This window comes from Streptomyces sp. NPDC088817, assembly GCF_044750345.1.
Taxonomy (GTDB): Bacteria; Actinomycetota; Actinomycetes; order Streptomycetales; family Streptomycetaceae; genus Streptomyces.
On sequence record NZ_JBIVJN010000004.1, the window covers coordinates 332,114 to 346,808 of the forward strand.

General features: G+C 72.8%; 13 protein-coding genes. 9 read left to right on the top strand and 4 right to left on the bottom strand.

Features of this window, described 5'->3' with window-relative positions:
* Positions 1 to 121 precede the first annotated feature (121 nt).
* The 5 genes from ACIP4X_RS10090 to ACIP4X_RS10110 all read left to right on the top strand — a co-directional run bounded on the left by ACIP4X_RS10090 (position 122) and on the right by ACIP4X_RS10110 (position 6,933).
* On the top strand, positions 122 to 1,375 hold the full coding sequence (locus tag ACIP4X_RS10090) for a sensor domain-containing protein (RefSeq protein WP_358736401.1): 1,254 nt from the start codon (positions 122 to 124) through the stop codon (positions 1,373 to 1,375).
* A gap of 120 nt (positions 1,376 to 1,495) precedes the next feature.
* On the top strand, positions 1,496 to 2,863 hold the full coding sequence (locus ACIP4X_RS10095; protein ID WP_358736402.1) for a sensor domain-containing protein: 1,368 nt from the start codon (positions 1,496 to 1,498) through the stop codon (positions 2,861 to 2,863).
* Between the two features lie 252 nt (positions 2,864 to 3,115).
* On the top strand, positions 3,116 to 3,775 hold the full coding sequence (locus tag ACIP4X_RS10100) for a response regulator transcription factor (protein ID WP_358736425.1): 660 nt from the start codon (positions 3,116 to 3,118) through the stop codon (positions 3,773 to 3,775).
* Positions 3,776 to 3,932: 157 nt separating this feature from the next.
* Positions 3,933 to 5,861, top strand: coding sequence for a 2-oxoacid:acceptor oxidoreductase subunit alpha (locus tag ACIP4X_RS10105; RefSeq protein ID WP_391455959.1), 1,929 nt, complete (start codon positions 3,933 to 3,935; stop codon positions 5,859 to 5,861).
* Complete coding sequence (locus tag ACIP4X_RS10110; protein ID WP_358736405.1) at positions 5,854 to 6,933, top strand: 2-oxoacid:ferredoxin oxidoreductase subunit beta; 1,080 nt, start codon at positions 5,854 to 5,856, stop codon at positions 6,931 to 6,933. Before ACIP4X_RS10105 ends, ACIP4X_RS10110 begins: the two co-directional genes overlap by 8 nt.
* 78 nt (positions 6,934 to 7,011) lie before the next feature.
* Here ACIP4X_RS10110 and ACIP4X_RS10115 read toward each other — a convergent pair whose 3' ends face one another.
* Positions 7,012 to 7,458 (bottom strand): winged helix-turn-helix transcriptional regulator, encoded by a 447-nt coding sequence (locus ACIP4X_RS10115; RefSeq protein WP_391455956.1) that lies wholly within the window; start codon positions 7,456 to 7,458, stop codon positions 7,012 to 7,014.
* Between the two features lie 103 nt (positions 7,459 to 7,561).
* Here ACIP4X_RS10115 and ACIP4X_RS10120 point away from each other — a divergent pair, with 103 nt between their 5' ends.
* From ACIP4X_RS10120 to ACIP4X_RS10130, 3 genes are all read left to right on the top strand, one after another.
* Positions 7,562 to 8,416 carry an NAD(P)H-binding protein gene (locus tag ACIP4X_RS10120; protein WP_391455954.1) on the top strand — a complete coding sequence of 285 codons (855 nt, stop codon included), beginning with the start codon at positions 7,562 to 7,564 and terminating at the stop codon, positions 8,414 to 8,416.
* Between the two features lie 193 nt (positions 8,417 to 8,609).
* Positions 8,610 to 9,521 (top strand): EamA family transporter RarD, encoded by a 912-nt coding sequence (gene rarD / locus ACIP4X_RS10125; RefSeq protein WP_391456260.1) that lies wholly within the window; start codon positions 8,610 to 8,612, stop codon positions 9,519 to 9,521.
* A gap of 103 nt (positions 9,522 to 9,624) precedes the next feature.
* Positions 9,625 to 10,104 carry a VOC family protein gene (locus ACIP4X_RS10130; protein WP_391455951.1) on the top strand — a complete coding sequence of 160 codons (480 nt, stop codon included), beginning with the start codon at positions 9,625 to 9,627 and terminating at the stop codon, positions 10,102 to 10,104.
* Positions 10,105 to 10,113: 9 nt separating this feature from the next.
* Here ACIP4X_RS10130 and ACIP4X_RS10135 read toward each other — a convergent pair whose 3' ends face one another.
* Positions 10,114 to 10,581, bottom strand: a complete 468-nt coding sequence (locus ACIP4X_RS10135) for a hypothetical protein (protein WP_401347682.1) — start codon at positions 10,579 to 10,581, stop codon at positions 10,114 to 10,116.
* A gap of 1,723 nt (positions 10,582 to 12,304) precedes the next feature.
* Here ACIP4X_RS10135 and ACIP4X_RS10140 point away from each other — a divergent pair.
* Entirely contained in the window at positions 12,305 to 12,856 is a 552-nt protein-coding gene (locus ACIP4X_RS10140) for a DUF6668 family protein (RefSeq protein WP_358736412.1), read from the top strand.
* Here the strand turns inward: ACIP4X_RS10140 and ACIP4X_RS10145 are convergent.
* Entirely contained in the window at positions 12,846 to 13,748 is a 903-nt protein-coding gene (locus tag ACIP4X_RS10145; RefSeq protein WP_358736414.1) for an ABC transporter permease, read from the bottom strand. The two genes, ACIP4X_RS10140 and ACIP4X_RS10145, sit on opposite strands and share 11 nt — an antisense overlap.
* A complete protein-coding gene (locus ACIP4X_RS10150) occupies positions 13,735 to 14,679 on the bottom strand; it encodes an ABC transporter ATP-binding protein (protein WP_358736416.1) in 945 nt (314 codons plus the stop codon). Before ACIP4X_RS10150 ends, ACIP4X_RS10145 begins: the two co-directional genes overlap by 14 nt.
* Positions 14,680 to 14,695: the final 16 nt, after the last annotated feature.

A 14,695-nucleotide genomic window follows, 5' to 3' on the forward strand; every position in this document is an offset into this window, starting at 1 on the left:
CCTGATAAAGGACGGGTAAGCAGCCCGTCACACCGTGGGACGCGAAGGTGGGGTTTTCCCCAGGGGGTGAGGGCGGCCCACCTCATGGCGCCGTCGGCCGCCGCACGGCACGCTGACCCCTATGACCGCTCGCATTCCCGCCGCCGATCCCGCGGCAGACGGCGCCGAGGACCGGCTGCCGTCGGCCCGTTTCGCCTACGACCTGCCCACCTGGAAGGAGATCACGCATCTGCTGGTGAATCTGCCAGTGTCGCTGTGCGGCTTCGTCTATGTGGTGACGGTGCTGACGACCGGCAGCGCGCTGACGCTCAACGTGATCGGCTTCCCGATGCTGGCCCTCGGGCTGATGGGCTCGCGGCTGCTGGGCCGGCTGGAGCGGGCGCGGGCGCGGGCGCTGCTCGGGGTGCGGATCGACGAGCCGAGCCCGCTGTCGCAGCACGGCTCGAAGGGACTGGTCGGGCGGATCTGGACAGCGCTGAAGGACCCGGTGGGCTGGCGTTCGTCGCTGTACCACTTCATACGGATGCCGTGGGGGGTGCTCACCTTCGTGGTGACGCTGACCTCGCTCTTCGTGCTCTGGCCGGTGCTGCCCTTCCTCGCGCGGGGCCTGGCGAACGTGGACCGGGCGATGGTGCGCGGCCTGCTGTCGCCGTCCGACGAGCTGGAGCGGCGGATCGCCGAGCTGGAGTCGGACCGCGGGATCGTGGTGGACACGGCCGCCGCGGACCTGCGGCGCATCGAGCGGGACCTCCACGACGGGGCGCAGGCCCGGCTGGTCAATCTGGCCATGGGGCTGGGTCTGGCGAAGGAGAAGCTGCTCGAAGGGCAGTCGGACGAGCATGTCGCCGCGATGGTCGAGGAGGCGCACGGCGAGGTGAAGCTCGCGCTCCAGGAGCTGCGGGACCTGGCGCGGGGCATCCATCCCGCGGTGCTGACCGACCGGGGCCTGGACGCGGCCCTCTCTGCGGTGGCCTCCCGCTGCACGGTTCCGGTGCAGGTGACGGTCGACCTGGAGGCGCGGCCGGCCGCGGCCATCGAGGGCATCGCCTACTTCACGGTCTCCGAGCTGCTCCAGAACGTCAGCAAGCACAGCGGGGCACGGTCCGCCTCCGTCGATGTCTGGCGGACCGACGGCCGGCTGCTGATCCAGGTCGGGGACGACGGCCGCGGCGGCGCCCGGCTGGACGGCGGGACGGGCATGCGCGGTCTGGCCGAGCGGCTGGACGCGGTGGACGGCCTGTTCGTCGTGGAGTCGCCGGCCGGCGGTCCGACGACGGTCACGGCGGAGCTGCCGTGGCGGGACCGCACGGAGGGGGCGGGTCCGGCCGGGTCCGGCGTGGCCGCCTCCGGCAGGAGCGCCCCCGGCCGGAGGTAGGGAAAACCCCCCGCCCAGGACGCCGACGTGCTCCATGGTCCCGCCGGGCGGGGCCGAGCACCCTGGGAGTACGGCGGGACAGCCGCCGGAGACACGGAACGAGGGGACGGGACGACGCCGATGGCCACCCAGTACCGATCGCAGCACGCACCGGGGTACGGGCCCTACAGCACGGGCGGGTTCCACGACGGTGACACCCGCCGGGAACGGCACCTGCTGCCGGCCGGGCTGCGGGCACCGTTCGAGGGGCGCAGCCGGCGCGAGTTCGGGTACGTGCTGCTGAACCTGCCGATCGGCATCATGCTGTTCACCTACGCGGTGACGATGGTGTCGCTGGGCGCGGGCCTGCTGGTGACGTTCCTGGGTGTCCCGGTGCTCGCGGCGGCGCTCGCCGGCTGCCGCCTGTTCGGTGTGCTGGAGCGGGCGCGGGCGCGCCGGCTGCTCGGCCTGGAGGTGGCCGAGCCGCAGCCGCTGCGGGCGGCGAAGCCGGGCGTCCTGGCCTGGACGGGGGCCCTGCTGAAGAGCGGCGCCTCCTGGCGGGCCCTGCTCTACGCGATCCTGCACTTCCCGTGGGCGGTGTTCTCCTTCACGGTGTCGCTGGTCTTCTGGACGCTGGGCTGGAGCCTGCTGACGTATCCGCTGTGGTTCTGGGTGTTCCCGATGTGGGCCGGGCAGGGCGGGCTCCAGCTCTACGGCGACGGCCGGCACGGCGTCTATCTGGACAATCCGTTCGAGATCACGGTGACCGCGCTGGTGGGGCTGCTGTTCACACTGGCCACGCCGTGGATCGTGCGGGCGCTGACGATGGTGGACCGGGTGCTGGTGTACGGGCTGCTGGGGCCGTCGCGGCTGTCGGCGCGCGTGGTGGAGCTGGAGTCGGACCGGGGGGTCGTGGTCGACACGGCCGCCGCGGATCTGCGGCGCATCGAGCGGGACCTGCACGACGGGGCGCAGGCCCGGCTGGTGGCGCTGGCGATGGACCTGGGTCTCGCCAAGGAGAAGCTGACGGAGGATCCGCAGGCGGCGGCGCGGATGGTGAACGAGGCGCACGGCGAGGTGAAGACCGCGCTGCAGGAGCTGCGGGACCTGGCGCGGGGCATCCATCCGGCCGTGCTGACGGACCGGGGACTGGACGCGGCGCTGTCGGCGGTGGCCTCCCGCTGCACGGTTCCGGTGCGGGTGGAGGTCGATCTGGACGAGCGTCCGGCGGCGGCCATCGAGGGGATCGCGTACTTCACAGTCTCCGAGCTGCTCCAGAACGTCAGCAAGCACAGCGGGGCACGGTCCGCCTCGGTGGACGTCTGGCGGACGGAGGACCGGCTGATGCTCCAGGTCGAGGACGACGGGGTCGGCAGCGCGGACGTGTCCAAGGGGTCGGGCCTGGCCGGACTGGCCGAGCGGCTGGACGCGGTGGACGGGATCCTGGTCGTGGACTCGCCGGCCGGGGGGCCCACCCGGGTGACGGCGGAGCTGCCCTGGCGGCGCTGAGCCCGGCCCGCAGTCCGCGGCCGCCCCGGAGTGCGCCATCGAGCCGCCGCACCCGGAGTCCGCTGATGACACGCCGATGACGGCCTGCCGCCGCGGCCGTACCGGTCGCGGCGGCAGGCCGAAACATTTGGTCGCCTCCCTACACTTCCCCTGGCCCGGGCGCGGCACGGTCCGAATACTGGAATGCTGGACCGTGTCGCACGGAAGGCCGTGGGGCGAGGCTGTGGGGGGCCGAGGATCGTGGAGGACAGGGTGCGGGTGGTCATCGCCGAGGATTCAGTGCTGCTCAGGGAGGGCCTGACCCGGTTGCTGACCGACCGCGGACACGAGGTCGTGGCGGGTGTCGGGGATGCCCAGGCGCTGATCAGGACCATCACGGAGCTGCACGACCAGCAGGCGCTGCCGGACGTCGTCGTGGCGGACGTGCGGATGCCGCCGACGCACACCGACGAGGGGGTACGGGCCGCGGTGCAGCTGCGCAAGGCGCATCCCGCGCTGGGCGTGCTCGTGCTCTCGCAGTACGTGGAGGAGCGGTACGCCACCGAGTTGCTGGCGGGCTCGAGCCGCGGGGTCGGCTATCTGCTCAAGGACCGTGTGGCCGAGGTGCGCGAGTTCGTGGACGCGGTGGTCCGGGTGGCCGAGGGCGGTACGGCCCTGGACCCGGAGGTCGTCGCCCAGTTGCTCGGCCGCAGCCGCAAGCAGGACGTGCTGGCCGGGCTCACCCCGCGGGAGCGGGAGGTGCTGGGGCTGATGGCCGAGGGGCGGACGAACTCGGCGATCGCCCGGCAGCTCGTGGTGAGCGACGGCGCGGTCGAGAAGCACGTCAGCAACATCTTTCTCAAGCTCGGACTGTCCCAAAGTGATGGGGATCACCGGCGTGTTCTGGCCGTGCTCACCTATCTGAACTCGTGATCGTCCGAGACTGTCTCGGAGTCTGCGAGCCGTCTCATCGGCACGTCCAGCATGCGAACGATGCCAGGAAGGCGACCCTCGCGGTCGTAGGGTTGAAGCCGGGAAGGTCTTCGGGAAGGCCGCTCCCACACAGCAGCCTCGAAGGAGGTCCAGTTCAGTGACCAGCCAGGTCAGCAGTCCAGCGGAGCAGGCCGATGGTGCCGTCGTAGGGGAGCAGCGCAGGGCGACCGGGACGAAGGACGTCCGCCGCCTGGACCGGGTGATCATCCGGTTCGCCGGTGACTCGGGTGACGGTATGCAGCTCACCGGTGACCGCTTCACCTCGGAGACGGCGACGTTCGGGAACGATCTGTCGACGCTGCCGAACTTCCCGGCCGAGATCCGGGCCCCCGCAGGAACCCTGCCGGGTGTGTCCTCCTTCCAGTTGCACTTCGCCGACCACGACATCCTGACCCCCGGGGACGCGCCGAACGTGCTGGTGGCGATGAACCCGGCCGCGCTGAAGGCCAACGTGGGCGACCTGCCGCGCGGCGCGGAGATCATCGTCAACACCGACGAGTTCACCAAGCGCGCGATGCAGAAGGTCGGCTACGACGCCTCTCCGCTGGAGGACGGCTCGCTGGACGGCTACCACCTGCACCCGGTGCCGCTGACCACGCTGACGGTCGAGGCCCTCAAGGAGTTCGACCTCTCCCGCAAGGAGGCCGAGCGCAGCAAGAACATGTTCGCGCTGGGCCTGCTGAGCTGGATGTACCACCGGCCCACGGAGGGCACGGAGAAGTTCCTGCGGACGAAGTTCGCCCGGAAGCCGGACATCGCGGCGGCGAACATCGCCGCGTTCCGCGCGGGCTGGAACTTCGGTGAGACGACGGAGGACTTCGCGGTCTCCTACGAGGTCGCCCCGGCCGCCAAGGCCTTCCCCGTCGGCACGTACCGCAACATCTCCGGGAACCTGGCCCTGGCGTACGGCCTGGTGGCGGCGTCCCGCCAGTCGGACCTGCCGCTGTACCTGGGCTCCTACCCGATCACCCCGGCCTCGGACATCCTGCACGAGCTGTCCAAGCACAAGAACTTCGGTGTGCGGACCTTCCAGGCCGAGGACGAGATCGCCGGCATCGGCGCCGCCCTCGGGGCCGCCTTCGGCGGGTCCCTCGCGGTGACCACCACCTCCGGCCCCGGCGTGGCGCTCAAGAGCGAGACGATCGGTCTGGCGGTGTCGCTGGAGCTGCCGCTGGTGGTGGTGGACATCCAGCGCGGCGGGCCGTCCACCGGCCTGCCCACCAAGACCGAGCAGGCGGACCTGCTGCAGGCGATGTACGGCCGCAACGGCGAGGCACCGGTCCCGGTCGTCGCCCCGTGCACCCCGGCGGACTGCTTCGACGCGGCCCTGGAGGCGGCCCGGATCGCGCTGACCTACCGCACCCCGGTCTTCCTGCTCTCCGACGGCTACCTCGCCAACGGCTCCGAACCCTGGCGCATCCCCGAGGCGGACGAACTGCCCGACCTGCGCGTGCAGTTCGCGCAGGGCCCCAACCACACCACGGCCGACGGCACCGAGATGTTCTGGCCCTACAAGCGCGACGCCAAGACCCTGGCCCGCCCGTGGGCGGTCCCGGGCACGCCGGGCCTGGAGCACCGCATCGGCGGCATCGAGAAGCAGGACGGCACGGGCAACATCTCCTACGACCCCGCCAACCACGACTTCATGGTCCGCACCCGGCAGGCCAAGATCGACGGTATCGAGGTCCCCGACATCGAGGTCGACGACCCGGACGGCGCGCGCACCCTCGTCCTGGGCTGGGGCTCCACCTACGGGCCCATCACGGCGGCGGTGCGCAGGCTGCGCGCGGCCGGGGAGTCCATCGCGCAGGCCCACCTGCGCCATCTCAACCCCTTCCCGAAGAACCTCGGCACGGTCCTGAGGGGTTACGACAAGGTGGTGATCCCCGAGATGAACCTCGGTCAGCTCGCCACCCTGGTCCGGGCGAAGTACCTGGTGGACGCGCACTCGTACAACCAGGTCAACGGCATGCCGTTCAAGGCGGAACAGCTCGCCACGGCTCTCAAGGAGGCCATCGATGGCTGAGACGTCCACGGAAGGCACGGCCACGGCCGAGGCGCTCTCCCTGGTGCCGAAGGCCCAGGCCCGGCAGTCCATGAAGGAGTTCAAGTCCGACCAGGAAGTGCGCTGGTGCCCCGGCTGCGGCGACTACGCGATCCTCGCGGCCGTCCAGGGCTTCATGCCGGAACTGGGGCTGGCCAGGGAGAACATCGTCTTCGTCTCCGGCATCGGCTGCTCCTCCCGCTTCCCGTACTACATGAACACCTACGGGATGCACTCCATCCACGGCCGCGCCCCCGCCATCGCCACCGGCCTGGCCACCTCGCGCCGCGACCTGTCGGTGTGGGTCGTCACCGGTGACGGCGACGCGCTGTCCATCGGCGGCAACCACCTCATCCACGCCCTGCGCCGCAACGTCAACCTCAAGATCCTCCTGTTCAACAACCGGATCTACGGTCTGACCAAGGGCCAGTACAGCCCCACCTCGGAGATCGGCAAGATCACCAAGTCGACGCCGATGGGCTCCCTCGACGCCCCCTTCAACCCGGTGTCCCTCGCCATCGGCGCCGAGGCGTCCTTCGTCGCCCGCACCATCGACTCCGACCGCAAGCACCTCACCGAGGTGCTGCGCCAGGCCGCCGCCCATCCGGGCACCGCGCTGATCGAGATCTACCAGAACTGCAACATCTTCAACGACGGCGCGTTCGACGCCCTCAAGGACCGCCAGCAGGCCCAGGAGGCGCTGATCCGCCTGGAGCACGGGCAGCCGATCCGCTTCGGGGCGGACAACGAGCGCGGTGTGGTCCGGGACGCGCGCACCGGCGACCTGTCCGTCGTGGACGTCACCCCGGCCAACGAGTCCGAGATCCTCGTCCACGACGCGCACGCGGCCTCCCCGACCACGGCGTTCGCGCTGTCCCGGCTGGCCGACCCCGACACCCTCCACCACACCCCGATCGGTGTCTTCCGGTCCGTGGACCGCCCGGTCTACGACACCGCGATGGCCGACCAGCTCGACGCGGCGATCGAGGAGCGGGGCAAGGGCGACCTGGCCGCGCTGCTGGCCGGCGGGGACACCTGGACGGTCGTCGGCTGAGCCACCCGCTCGGGCCGCTACGGCTGCTCCGAATGCTCCGGCTCACGAGGCCCGGGTCCGCGCGACCCGGGCCTCGTCTCATGCCCGCCCGGCCCCGTCCTGTGCCTGCCGGGCCTCATCCTGTGCCTGCCGAACCTCGTCGTACGTCCGCCGGGCCCGCTCGACGTCCGCCATGCGCTCCTGGGTCCACAGCGCCAGCGTCTTTACCTGTTCGGCGGCCTCCCGGCCGAGGCCGGTGAGGGAGTAGTCGACCCGGGGCGGGATCACCGGCTTGGCGTCACGGTGGACCAGCCCGTCGCGCTCCAGGGTCTTCAGCGTCTGGGTGAGCATCTTCTCGCTGACGCCCGCCTCGCTGACCCGGCCGACGGCGCGACGCAGCTCGCTGAAGCGGTGGGGCCGCTCCAGCAGCTCGATCAGCACGAGGACGCCCCACCGGCTGGTGACGTGCTCCAGGACCAGCCGGTACGGACACCTCGCCGCGTCGGCGACGGCGTCCCCCGCCGCCCGTCCTGTACCCACTCTCATACTTACCGTCATACCAGTACCTTACTTCAAAGTGGGTACTTTCAAAGAGTTAGCGCTTCTCCTAGCGTGGGGGCACAGACACCCCCACAAGGAGACTTCCGTCATGAGCATCGTCGTCACCGGAGCCACCGGACACCTCGGCCGCCACGTCGTGGAACAGCTGCTGGAGAAGGTCCCGGCCGACCAGGTCGTCGCCGTCGTACGCAGCCCCGAGAAGGCCGCGGACCTCGCCGAGCGCGGCGCGCGGATCGCGGTCGCCGACTACAACGCGCCCGAGTCCTTCGAGGGCCTGTTCTCGGCCGGCGACAAGGTCCTGCTGATCTCCGGCAACGAGTTCGACAAGGGCCGGGTCCGGCAGCACCGGGTCGTCATCGACGCGGCCCGGGCCGCCGGTGTTGCCCTGCTCGCCTACACCAGCGCCCCCGGCCCCCTGAAGGCCGCCCTCGCCGACGACCACCGCGGCACCGAGGAGGCGCTGCTGGCCTCCGGTCTGCCCTATGTGCTGCTGCGCAACGGCTGGTACCACGAGAACTACACCGAGCAGCTCGCCCCCGTCCTGGAGCACGGCACCGTCGTCCACGCCGCCGGCGAGGGCCGTATCTCCTCCGCCTCGCGCGCCGAGTACGCGGCCGCCGCCGTCGCCGTCCTGACCGGGGAGGGCCACGAGAACCGGACGTACGAGCTGGGCGGGGACGAGGCGTGGAGCCTCGCCGAGTACGCCGCCGAGCTGAGCCGGCAGACCGGCCGGACGATCACGGCCCGCCCGGTCACCGTCGAGGAGTTCGCGGGCGTCCTGGCCGGCGCGGGGCTGCCCGGGCCGATCGCCGCGATCCTGGCGGGCGTGGACGCCTCCATCGAGAAGGGCGAGCTGGTGGTCACCTCCGGCGACCTGTCCCGTCTGATCGGCCGCCCCACCAGCCCGGTCTCGGAGGCGATCGCCGCGGCGCTGGAGGACTGAGCGACACAGGAGGAACCGTCACCCGCCCGTCACGACCGTTTAGCAATACGGACATGACAGGCGGGGGCGCGTGGCGCTACCTTCTTTGGTGCCCGCCGCACGGTACGCGGCCGGCGCGAAGGAGGAACCAGTGAGCGAGCAGCCGAGGGGCGAGCGGCGCACAGGACTGCTGAACGGCTTCGCCGCCTACGGGATGTGGGGCCTCGTCCCCATCTTCTGGCCGCTGCTCAAACCCGCCGGGGCGATCGAGATCCTCGCCCACCGCATGGTGTGGTCCCTCGCCTTCGTCGCCGTCGCCCTGCTCGTCGTACGCCGCTGGGCCTGGGCCGGCGAACTGCTGCGCCAGCCGCGCAGGCTGGCCCTCGTCGTCCTCGCCGCCGCGGTGATCACCGTCAACTGGGGCGTCTACATCTGGTCCGTCAACAGCGGGCACGTGGTGGAGGCCTCCCTCGGCTACTTCATCAACCCGCTGGTCACCATCGCGATGGGCGTGCTGCTCCTCAAGGAGCGGCTGCGGCCCGTGCAGTGGGCGGCGGTCGGCACCGGCCTCGCCGCCGTCGTCGTGCTCACCGTCGGCTACGGCCACCCGCCGTGGATCTCCCTCTGCCTCGCCTTCTCCTTCGCCACCTACGGGCTGGTGAAGAAGAAGGTCAACCTCGGCGGCGTCGAGTCGCTGGCCGCCGAGACGGCGGTCCAGTTCCTGCCCGCTCTGGCCTATCTGCTGTGGCTGGGCGCCCACGGCACCTCGACGTTCGCCACCGAGGGCGCCGGGCACGCCGCCCTGCTCGCCTCCACCGGCATCGTCACCGCGCTGCCGCTGGTCTGCTTCGGCGCGGCGGCGATACGGGTGCCGCTGTCCACGCTCGGCCTGCTCCAGTACATGGCCCCGGTCTTCCAGTTCCTGATCGGTGTCGCCTACTTCCACGAGTCCATGCCGGCCGAGCGCTGGGCCGGCTTCGCCCTGGTCTGGCTGGCCCTGACCATGCTGACCTGGGACGGCCTGCGCATGGCCCGGCGGGCGGCGCGGGACAGGGCCCGGCTCGCCGCCGCCAGGACCGCGCCGGCGGCGACGGCGACGACGGCGGCCGATCCGGTGGAGGCGTAGCCGCTGCCGCGGGGGCCGGCCGGGATACGCGATCGCGCTCCATCCCGCCCTCAACCCCGGTGAGTTCCAGCGCCCGGACGGGCCCACGCATATAACTGGTCGCATGACTCGGACACCCACGGACGGCGCGCCCGCCCCGCTGCACTGGAAGCTCGTCATCGACGCCACCGACCCGCACGCGCAGGCCGACTTCTGGGCCGCCGCGCTGCACTACGAGGTGGAGGACAACAGCGCGCTGGTCGAGCGGCTGGTGGAGCTCGGGGCGCTGCCGGTCGGGGCCTCCGTGGAGTTCCACGGCCGCCCGGCCTTCCGGGACCTGATCGGTGTACGGCACCCGGACGACCCGTACGACGAGGAACGCGGCACCGGTCTGGGGAGGCGGCTGCTGTTCCAGCGAGTGCCGGAGACCAAGGCCGGCAAGAACCGGCTCCACCTCGACCTGCACCCCGGCGAGGACCGGCGCACGGACGAGGTGGCGCGGCTGACGGAGCTCGGCGCGCGCGTGCTGCGGCATGTCCGGGAGCCCGGAGGGGAGTGGGTGGTCATGGAGGATCCGGAGGGCAACGTCTTCTGCGTGGCGTAGGGCGCCGGATCAGCAGGTGGGCGGCGGGGGCGCGGTGCGGGCCCGTTCGGTCAGGCGGCCCATGCGGGCGCGGGCGGACTCCAGTTGTTCCATGTCGTCGGCGGCGGGGCCGTCCTCGGCGGTGAGTTCGGTCCACAGGTCGATCAGGTCGCGGCCGAGCCGCAGGCCCTGCTCGGGGTCGCGCACCGCGCGCCAGGCGGCGCTGGCGCTCTGCACGTCGCCGTAGGCCGCCTCCGTGTCCCCCGCGTGGTGACGGATGCGGGCGAGGGCGAGGGAGATGCCGAAGGAACGGAGCGGGTCGCCCGCCAGGTAGGCGATGTAGGCGGTGAGTTCGCGCAGCCGCAGCACCTCGGGGTGCTCGGGGCCGAGCGTACGGGACGCCTCCGCGACGGTGCGCTCGGCCAGCGCCGCCGCCTCCTCGATCCGGCCCTCCTTCACGGCCTCGTTGACCCGAGCCAGAGGTTCGGCGAGCACCACGACACCCACCTCACCGGCCGCGGTCCTCGGATCCTCCCCAAGCACCGCCTCAGCTACAGCATCGAACCCACGCGCGGGGGTGGGGGTGGGGGTGGGCCCGAGCTCACCCGGGTGAGGTTCTGGTTCAACCGGGCCAGGGGCCGCCTGCTGGTGCTGGTGCCGACGGGAAGGCGCGGGCGCCCCGGGGGCGGCGGGGGTAAGGGCTTGGTCGACGGGCACGGGGGCCGGGTCCCCGGGCGCGGCCGCGCCGAAGGCGACGGAAGCAAGGGCCTGGTCGGCGGGCACCGGGGCCCCGTCAGCGGGCGCTGAAGCCCCGCCATCTGACGCAAGGGCCCGGCCCACAGGCGCCGCAGCCCCGGCGGCGGGCGCAGCGGTCCGGTCCAAAGGCGCCGAAGCCCCATCGGCAGGCGCAGCGGCGCCGAAGGCGGCAGGGGCGACGGCCCGGTCGGCAGGCGCCGAAGCCCCGTCGGGTGCGGCCGCACCTGGGACGGCAGACGCAAGAGCCCCGTCGGCGAACGCCGAAGCCCCGTCGGCTGACGCAGCGGCCCGGCCCACAGGCGCCGGAGCCCTGTCGGCGGGCGCGGCAGCGCCGAAGGCGGCAGGGGCGACGGCCCGGTCGACGGGCACCGGGGGCCCGTCTGGCGCAGCCGCACCAGGGGCGGCAGACGCAAGAGCCCCGTCGGCTGACGCAGCGGCCCGGCCCACAGGCGCCGGAGCCCTGTCGGCGGGCGCGGCGGCGCCGAAGGCGGCAGGGGCGACGGCCCGGTCGACGGGCGCCGGGGGCCCGTCTGGCGCAGCCGCACCTGGGACGGCAGACGCAAGAGCCCCGTCGGCGAACGCCGAAGCCCCGTCGGCTGACGCAGCGGCCCGGCCCACAGGCGCCGGAGCCCTGTCGGCGGGCGCGGCGGCGCCGAAGGCGGCAGGGGCGACGGCCCGGTCGACGGGCACCGGGGGCCCGTCGGGCGCGGCCGCACCAGGGACGGCGGGCGCAAGGGCCCGCACGGCGGGTGGCGGAGGCACGTCGGCCGGTGGGGGCGGGGTCGGTTGTGGGTTTTCGTTGGGCGGGGGTGTGGCCATCAGTGGGGGTGGGCCGAATACGCCCGTGGGGGCGGCGGCCGTGCCGAAGGGTGTGTCGCCCGCCGGTTCCGGCGCGGCCCGCAGCACGAACGTGGACGCCGCCGGTGCCTCGGGCACCGCCGTGGGCGCACTCTCGCCGGGCGTGTCGGCCGGCGGTGCCGTGTGCCGGGGCTCCGCCGTGAACGTGCTGGAGCCGTCGGGGTGGACCTGGAGGGGGACGACGTAGCCGATGCGCTCGTCGGTGACCGTGGCGAGGACGGCGTGGCCGCAGGCGAGGGCGATGCGGTGGAGGTGGTTCAGTACGGCCTGCTGGACCTCCTCCCCGGGAGCCGGGCGGACCGGTACGCCGCCGACCGAGGCCCCGGCGCCGTCCGCCGGCACATGGACGGCGACCGGCGTCGCCACGGGAGCCGCCGGCCGCACGGCGCGCTCGTGTTCCCGCTTCTTCCCGCGGCTCAGTCGAGACATCGGTTCCCTCACTCGGATGAGTGCCATCCGGTCGTTCGCGTACATTCGAGTCTCTCCGCCCGCCTGCCCTCCCCGCGTCACCACGACGTCACAGACTCGCACCAGGAACCGCACTCCTGTGACGCGGGTAACGTTCCGCGGGCGACGATCGTCGGAACGACACGGAAGAGGGACGGGCATGCGGCCAGGCGTGCGACAGGGGCCGGAGATCTGGATTCGCGGACCGGTGGCCGACGCCCCCGCCGAGCCCGGCGGGTGGGAGGGCGGCCCCGAGCGGCCCGTCACGCCCCGCCGGTTCTCCTGGCTGGCCACCCACGGCGGCGCGGGCACGACCACACTCGCGGCGGTCTACGGCGGTCACGACTGCGGACGCACCTGGCCGGGGCCGGGGGAACCGGAGTCGGTGCTGCTGGTCGCCAGGACCCACGCGGCCGGGCTGGACGCCGTCGTCCGAGCCCTGGAGGTCTTCCGCAGGGGCGAGGCACCCGCCGGACTCGACCTGGACGCCGTGGTGCTCGTCGCGGACGCGCCGGGACGGCTGCCGCGGCGGCTGGCCCAGCGGGTGAAGCCGATCGAGTCCGTGATCGACGTCTACCGCGTCCCGTGGGTGGAGGCCTGGCGGCTGGGCGACCTGGGCGGAGCGCCACCGCGCGAGAGCGAGCCGCTGGCCCGGCTCACCGGGGCCGGAACCGCGCGGGCGGGGACCAGGAGCGCGGCGACTACGCCGTGATGTCCTTCGTCGTGAACCGTGCCCAGGCCGCCGAGCCGAACACCGCCGCGTACAGGGCCTGCAACTCCAGGTTCTTCACCAGGCCGTCCCAGTAGACCGGCTCGCGCATGAGGTCGGCGAAGGACAGCCAGTAGTGCGGGAAGAGATACGGCTGGATCGCGTGCAGCTGGGGTATCTGGTCGAGGATCTGAACGGTGATCAGCAGGCCCACGGTCGTGGCCATCGCCGCGATCCCGCTGCTGGTCAGCGTCGACACGAACAGCCCGAGGGCGGCCAGCCCGATCAGGGACGCGGCGACGACGAGGGCGATCAGCAGGGCCCGGACCAGCCCGTCGGCGAAGCTGATCCGCGTGCCGGAGATGGTCGTCGGATCGCCGAGCGGGAACAGCAGCGCGCCCACGAGGAGCGCCGAGACGGCGACCACCAGGGTGGCGACGAGGCAGAAGGCCATCGCCGTGGCGTACTTGGCGAGCAGCAGGCGGGTGCGGCCGGCGGGGGCGACCAGCAGATAGCGCAGCGTGCCCGCGTTCGCCTCCCCGGCGACGGCGTCGCCCGCGATCACGCCCACGGCCATCGGCAGGAAGAACGGCAGCGTGGCGGCCAGCGCCGTGAAGACCAGGAACAGTCCGTTGTTGGTGACCTGCGCGATGAACGCCGGGCCCTCGCCGCCCCCGCCGCCACCGCCGACGGGCGCACCGTCCCGCGTCTCGATCCTGACGGCCACGCCGACCAGGACCGGCACCCCGGCCAGCACGCCGAGCAGTGCGAGTGTGCGCCAGCGCCGGAAGGTGGTCACCAGCTCGCTGCGCAGCAGCCCGAAGGTCCACAGCGGACCCGGGGCGCGGAGGGCCGTGTCCGCGGCCCGTTCCGCTGAGACCTCAGCCCGCGACATCGAAGCCCTCCCCCGTGAGCGCGACGAACGCGTCCTCCAGCGAGGCCCGTTCGATGCCGAAGCCGCGTACGCGCACGCCCGCCGTCACCAGCGCGGCGTTCACGTCGGCGAGGTCCCGCTCCGGCGGGTCGCCGGTCACCCGGTCCTCGCCCACGGTGATGTCGGCGACGCCCTGTTCCTTCAGCACCCGGGCCGCCTCCCCCGTGTCGGGTGTGGTCACCACCAGCCGGCCGCGCGCTCCGGCGGACAGTTCCGCCACGGCGCCCTGGATGATCAGCCGGCCCTGCGCCATGACCGCCGCGTGGGTGCACACCTGCTCGATCTCGTCGAGCAGATGGGAGGAGAGGAAGACGGTCGTGCCGTCGGAGGCCAACTCCCGGACCAGCGAGCGGATCTCGCGCATGCCCTGCGGGTCGAGGCCGTTGGTCGGCTCGTCCAGGACGAGCAGTCTGCGCGGCTGGAGCAGCGCGGCGGCGAGCCCCAGACGCTGTTTCATGCCGAGGGAGTAGGCCTTGGCCTTCTTGCCCGCCGCGGCCGTCAGGCCCACCCGGTCCAGGGCGGTCGTGACCCGGGCGCGCCGGGTGCGGGGGTCGGCGGTCGGGTCGGCGGCGTCGTAGCGCAGCAGGTTGTCCCGGCCGGAGAGGAAGCCGTACAGGGCCGGGCCCTCGATGAGGGCGCCGACCTGCGGGAGCACGGTGCGCGAGGACCGGGGCATGGGGCGCCCCAGTACCCGCGCCGTGCCGGAGGTGGGCTCGATGAGCCCCATCAGCATGCGGATGGTGGTGGTCTTGCCGGAGCCGTTGGGGCCGAGGAAGCCGAAGACGCTGCCCGCCGGGACGGTCAGGTCGAGACCGTCGACGGCGAGCTGTCCGCCGCGGTAGCGCTTGGTGAGCCCGCGGGTGTGGATGACGCCGACATCCGCTTCGTCCATCGGCTCCCTCGTTCCC

What these genes read in the sequence shown, in the direction of transcription:
- ACIP4X_RS10095 (WP_358736402.1), top strand. Translation starts at nt 1,496, where the DNA reads ATGGCCACCCAGTACCGATCGCAGCACGCACCGGGGTACGGGCCCTAC.
- ACIP4X_RS10130 (WP_391455951.1), top strand. Translation starts at nt 9,625, where the DNA reads ATGACTCGGACACCCACGGACGGCGCGCCCGCCCCGCTGCACTGGAAG.
- ACIP4X_RS10150 (WP_358736416.1), bottom strand. Translation starts at nt 14,679, where the DNA reads ATGGACGAAGCGGATGTCGGCGTCATCCACACCCGCGGGCTCACCAAG.
- ACIP4X_RS10115 (WP_391455956.1), bottom strand. Translation starts at nt 7,458, where the DNA reads ATGAGAGTGGGTACAGGACGGGCGGCGGGGGACGCCGTCGCCGACGCG.
- ACIP4X_RS10145 (WP_358736414.1), bottom strand. Translation starts at nt 13,748, where the DNA reads ATGTCGCGGGCTGAGGTCTCAGCGGAACGGGCCGCGGACACGGCCCTC.
- ACIP4X_RS10090 (WP_358736401.1), top strand. Translation starts at nt 122, where the DNA reads ATGACCGCTCGCATTCCCGCCGCCGATCCCGCGGCAGACGGCGCCGAG.
- ACIP4X_RS10110 (WP_358736405.1), top strand. Translation starts at nt 5,854, where the DNA reads ATGGCTGAGACGTCCACGGAAGGCACGGCCACGGCCGAGGCGCTCTCC.
- ACIP4X_RS10140 (WP_358736412.1), top strand. Translation starts at nt 12,305, where the DNA reads ATGCGGCCAGGCGTGCGACAGGGGCCGGAGATCTGGATTCGCGGACCG.
- rarD (WP_391456260.1), top strand. Translation starts at nt 8,610, where the DNA reads ATGTGGGGCCTCGTCCCCATCTTCTGGCCGCTGCTCAAACCCGCCGGG.
- ACIP4X_RS10120 (WP_391455954.1), top strand. Translation starts at nt 7,562, where the DNA reads ATGAGCATCGTCGTCACCGGAGCCACCGGACACCTCGGCCGCCACGTC.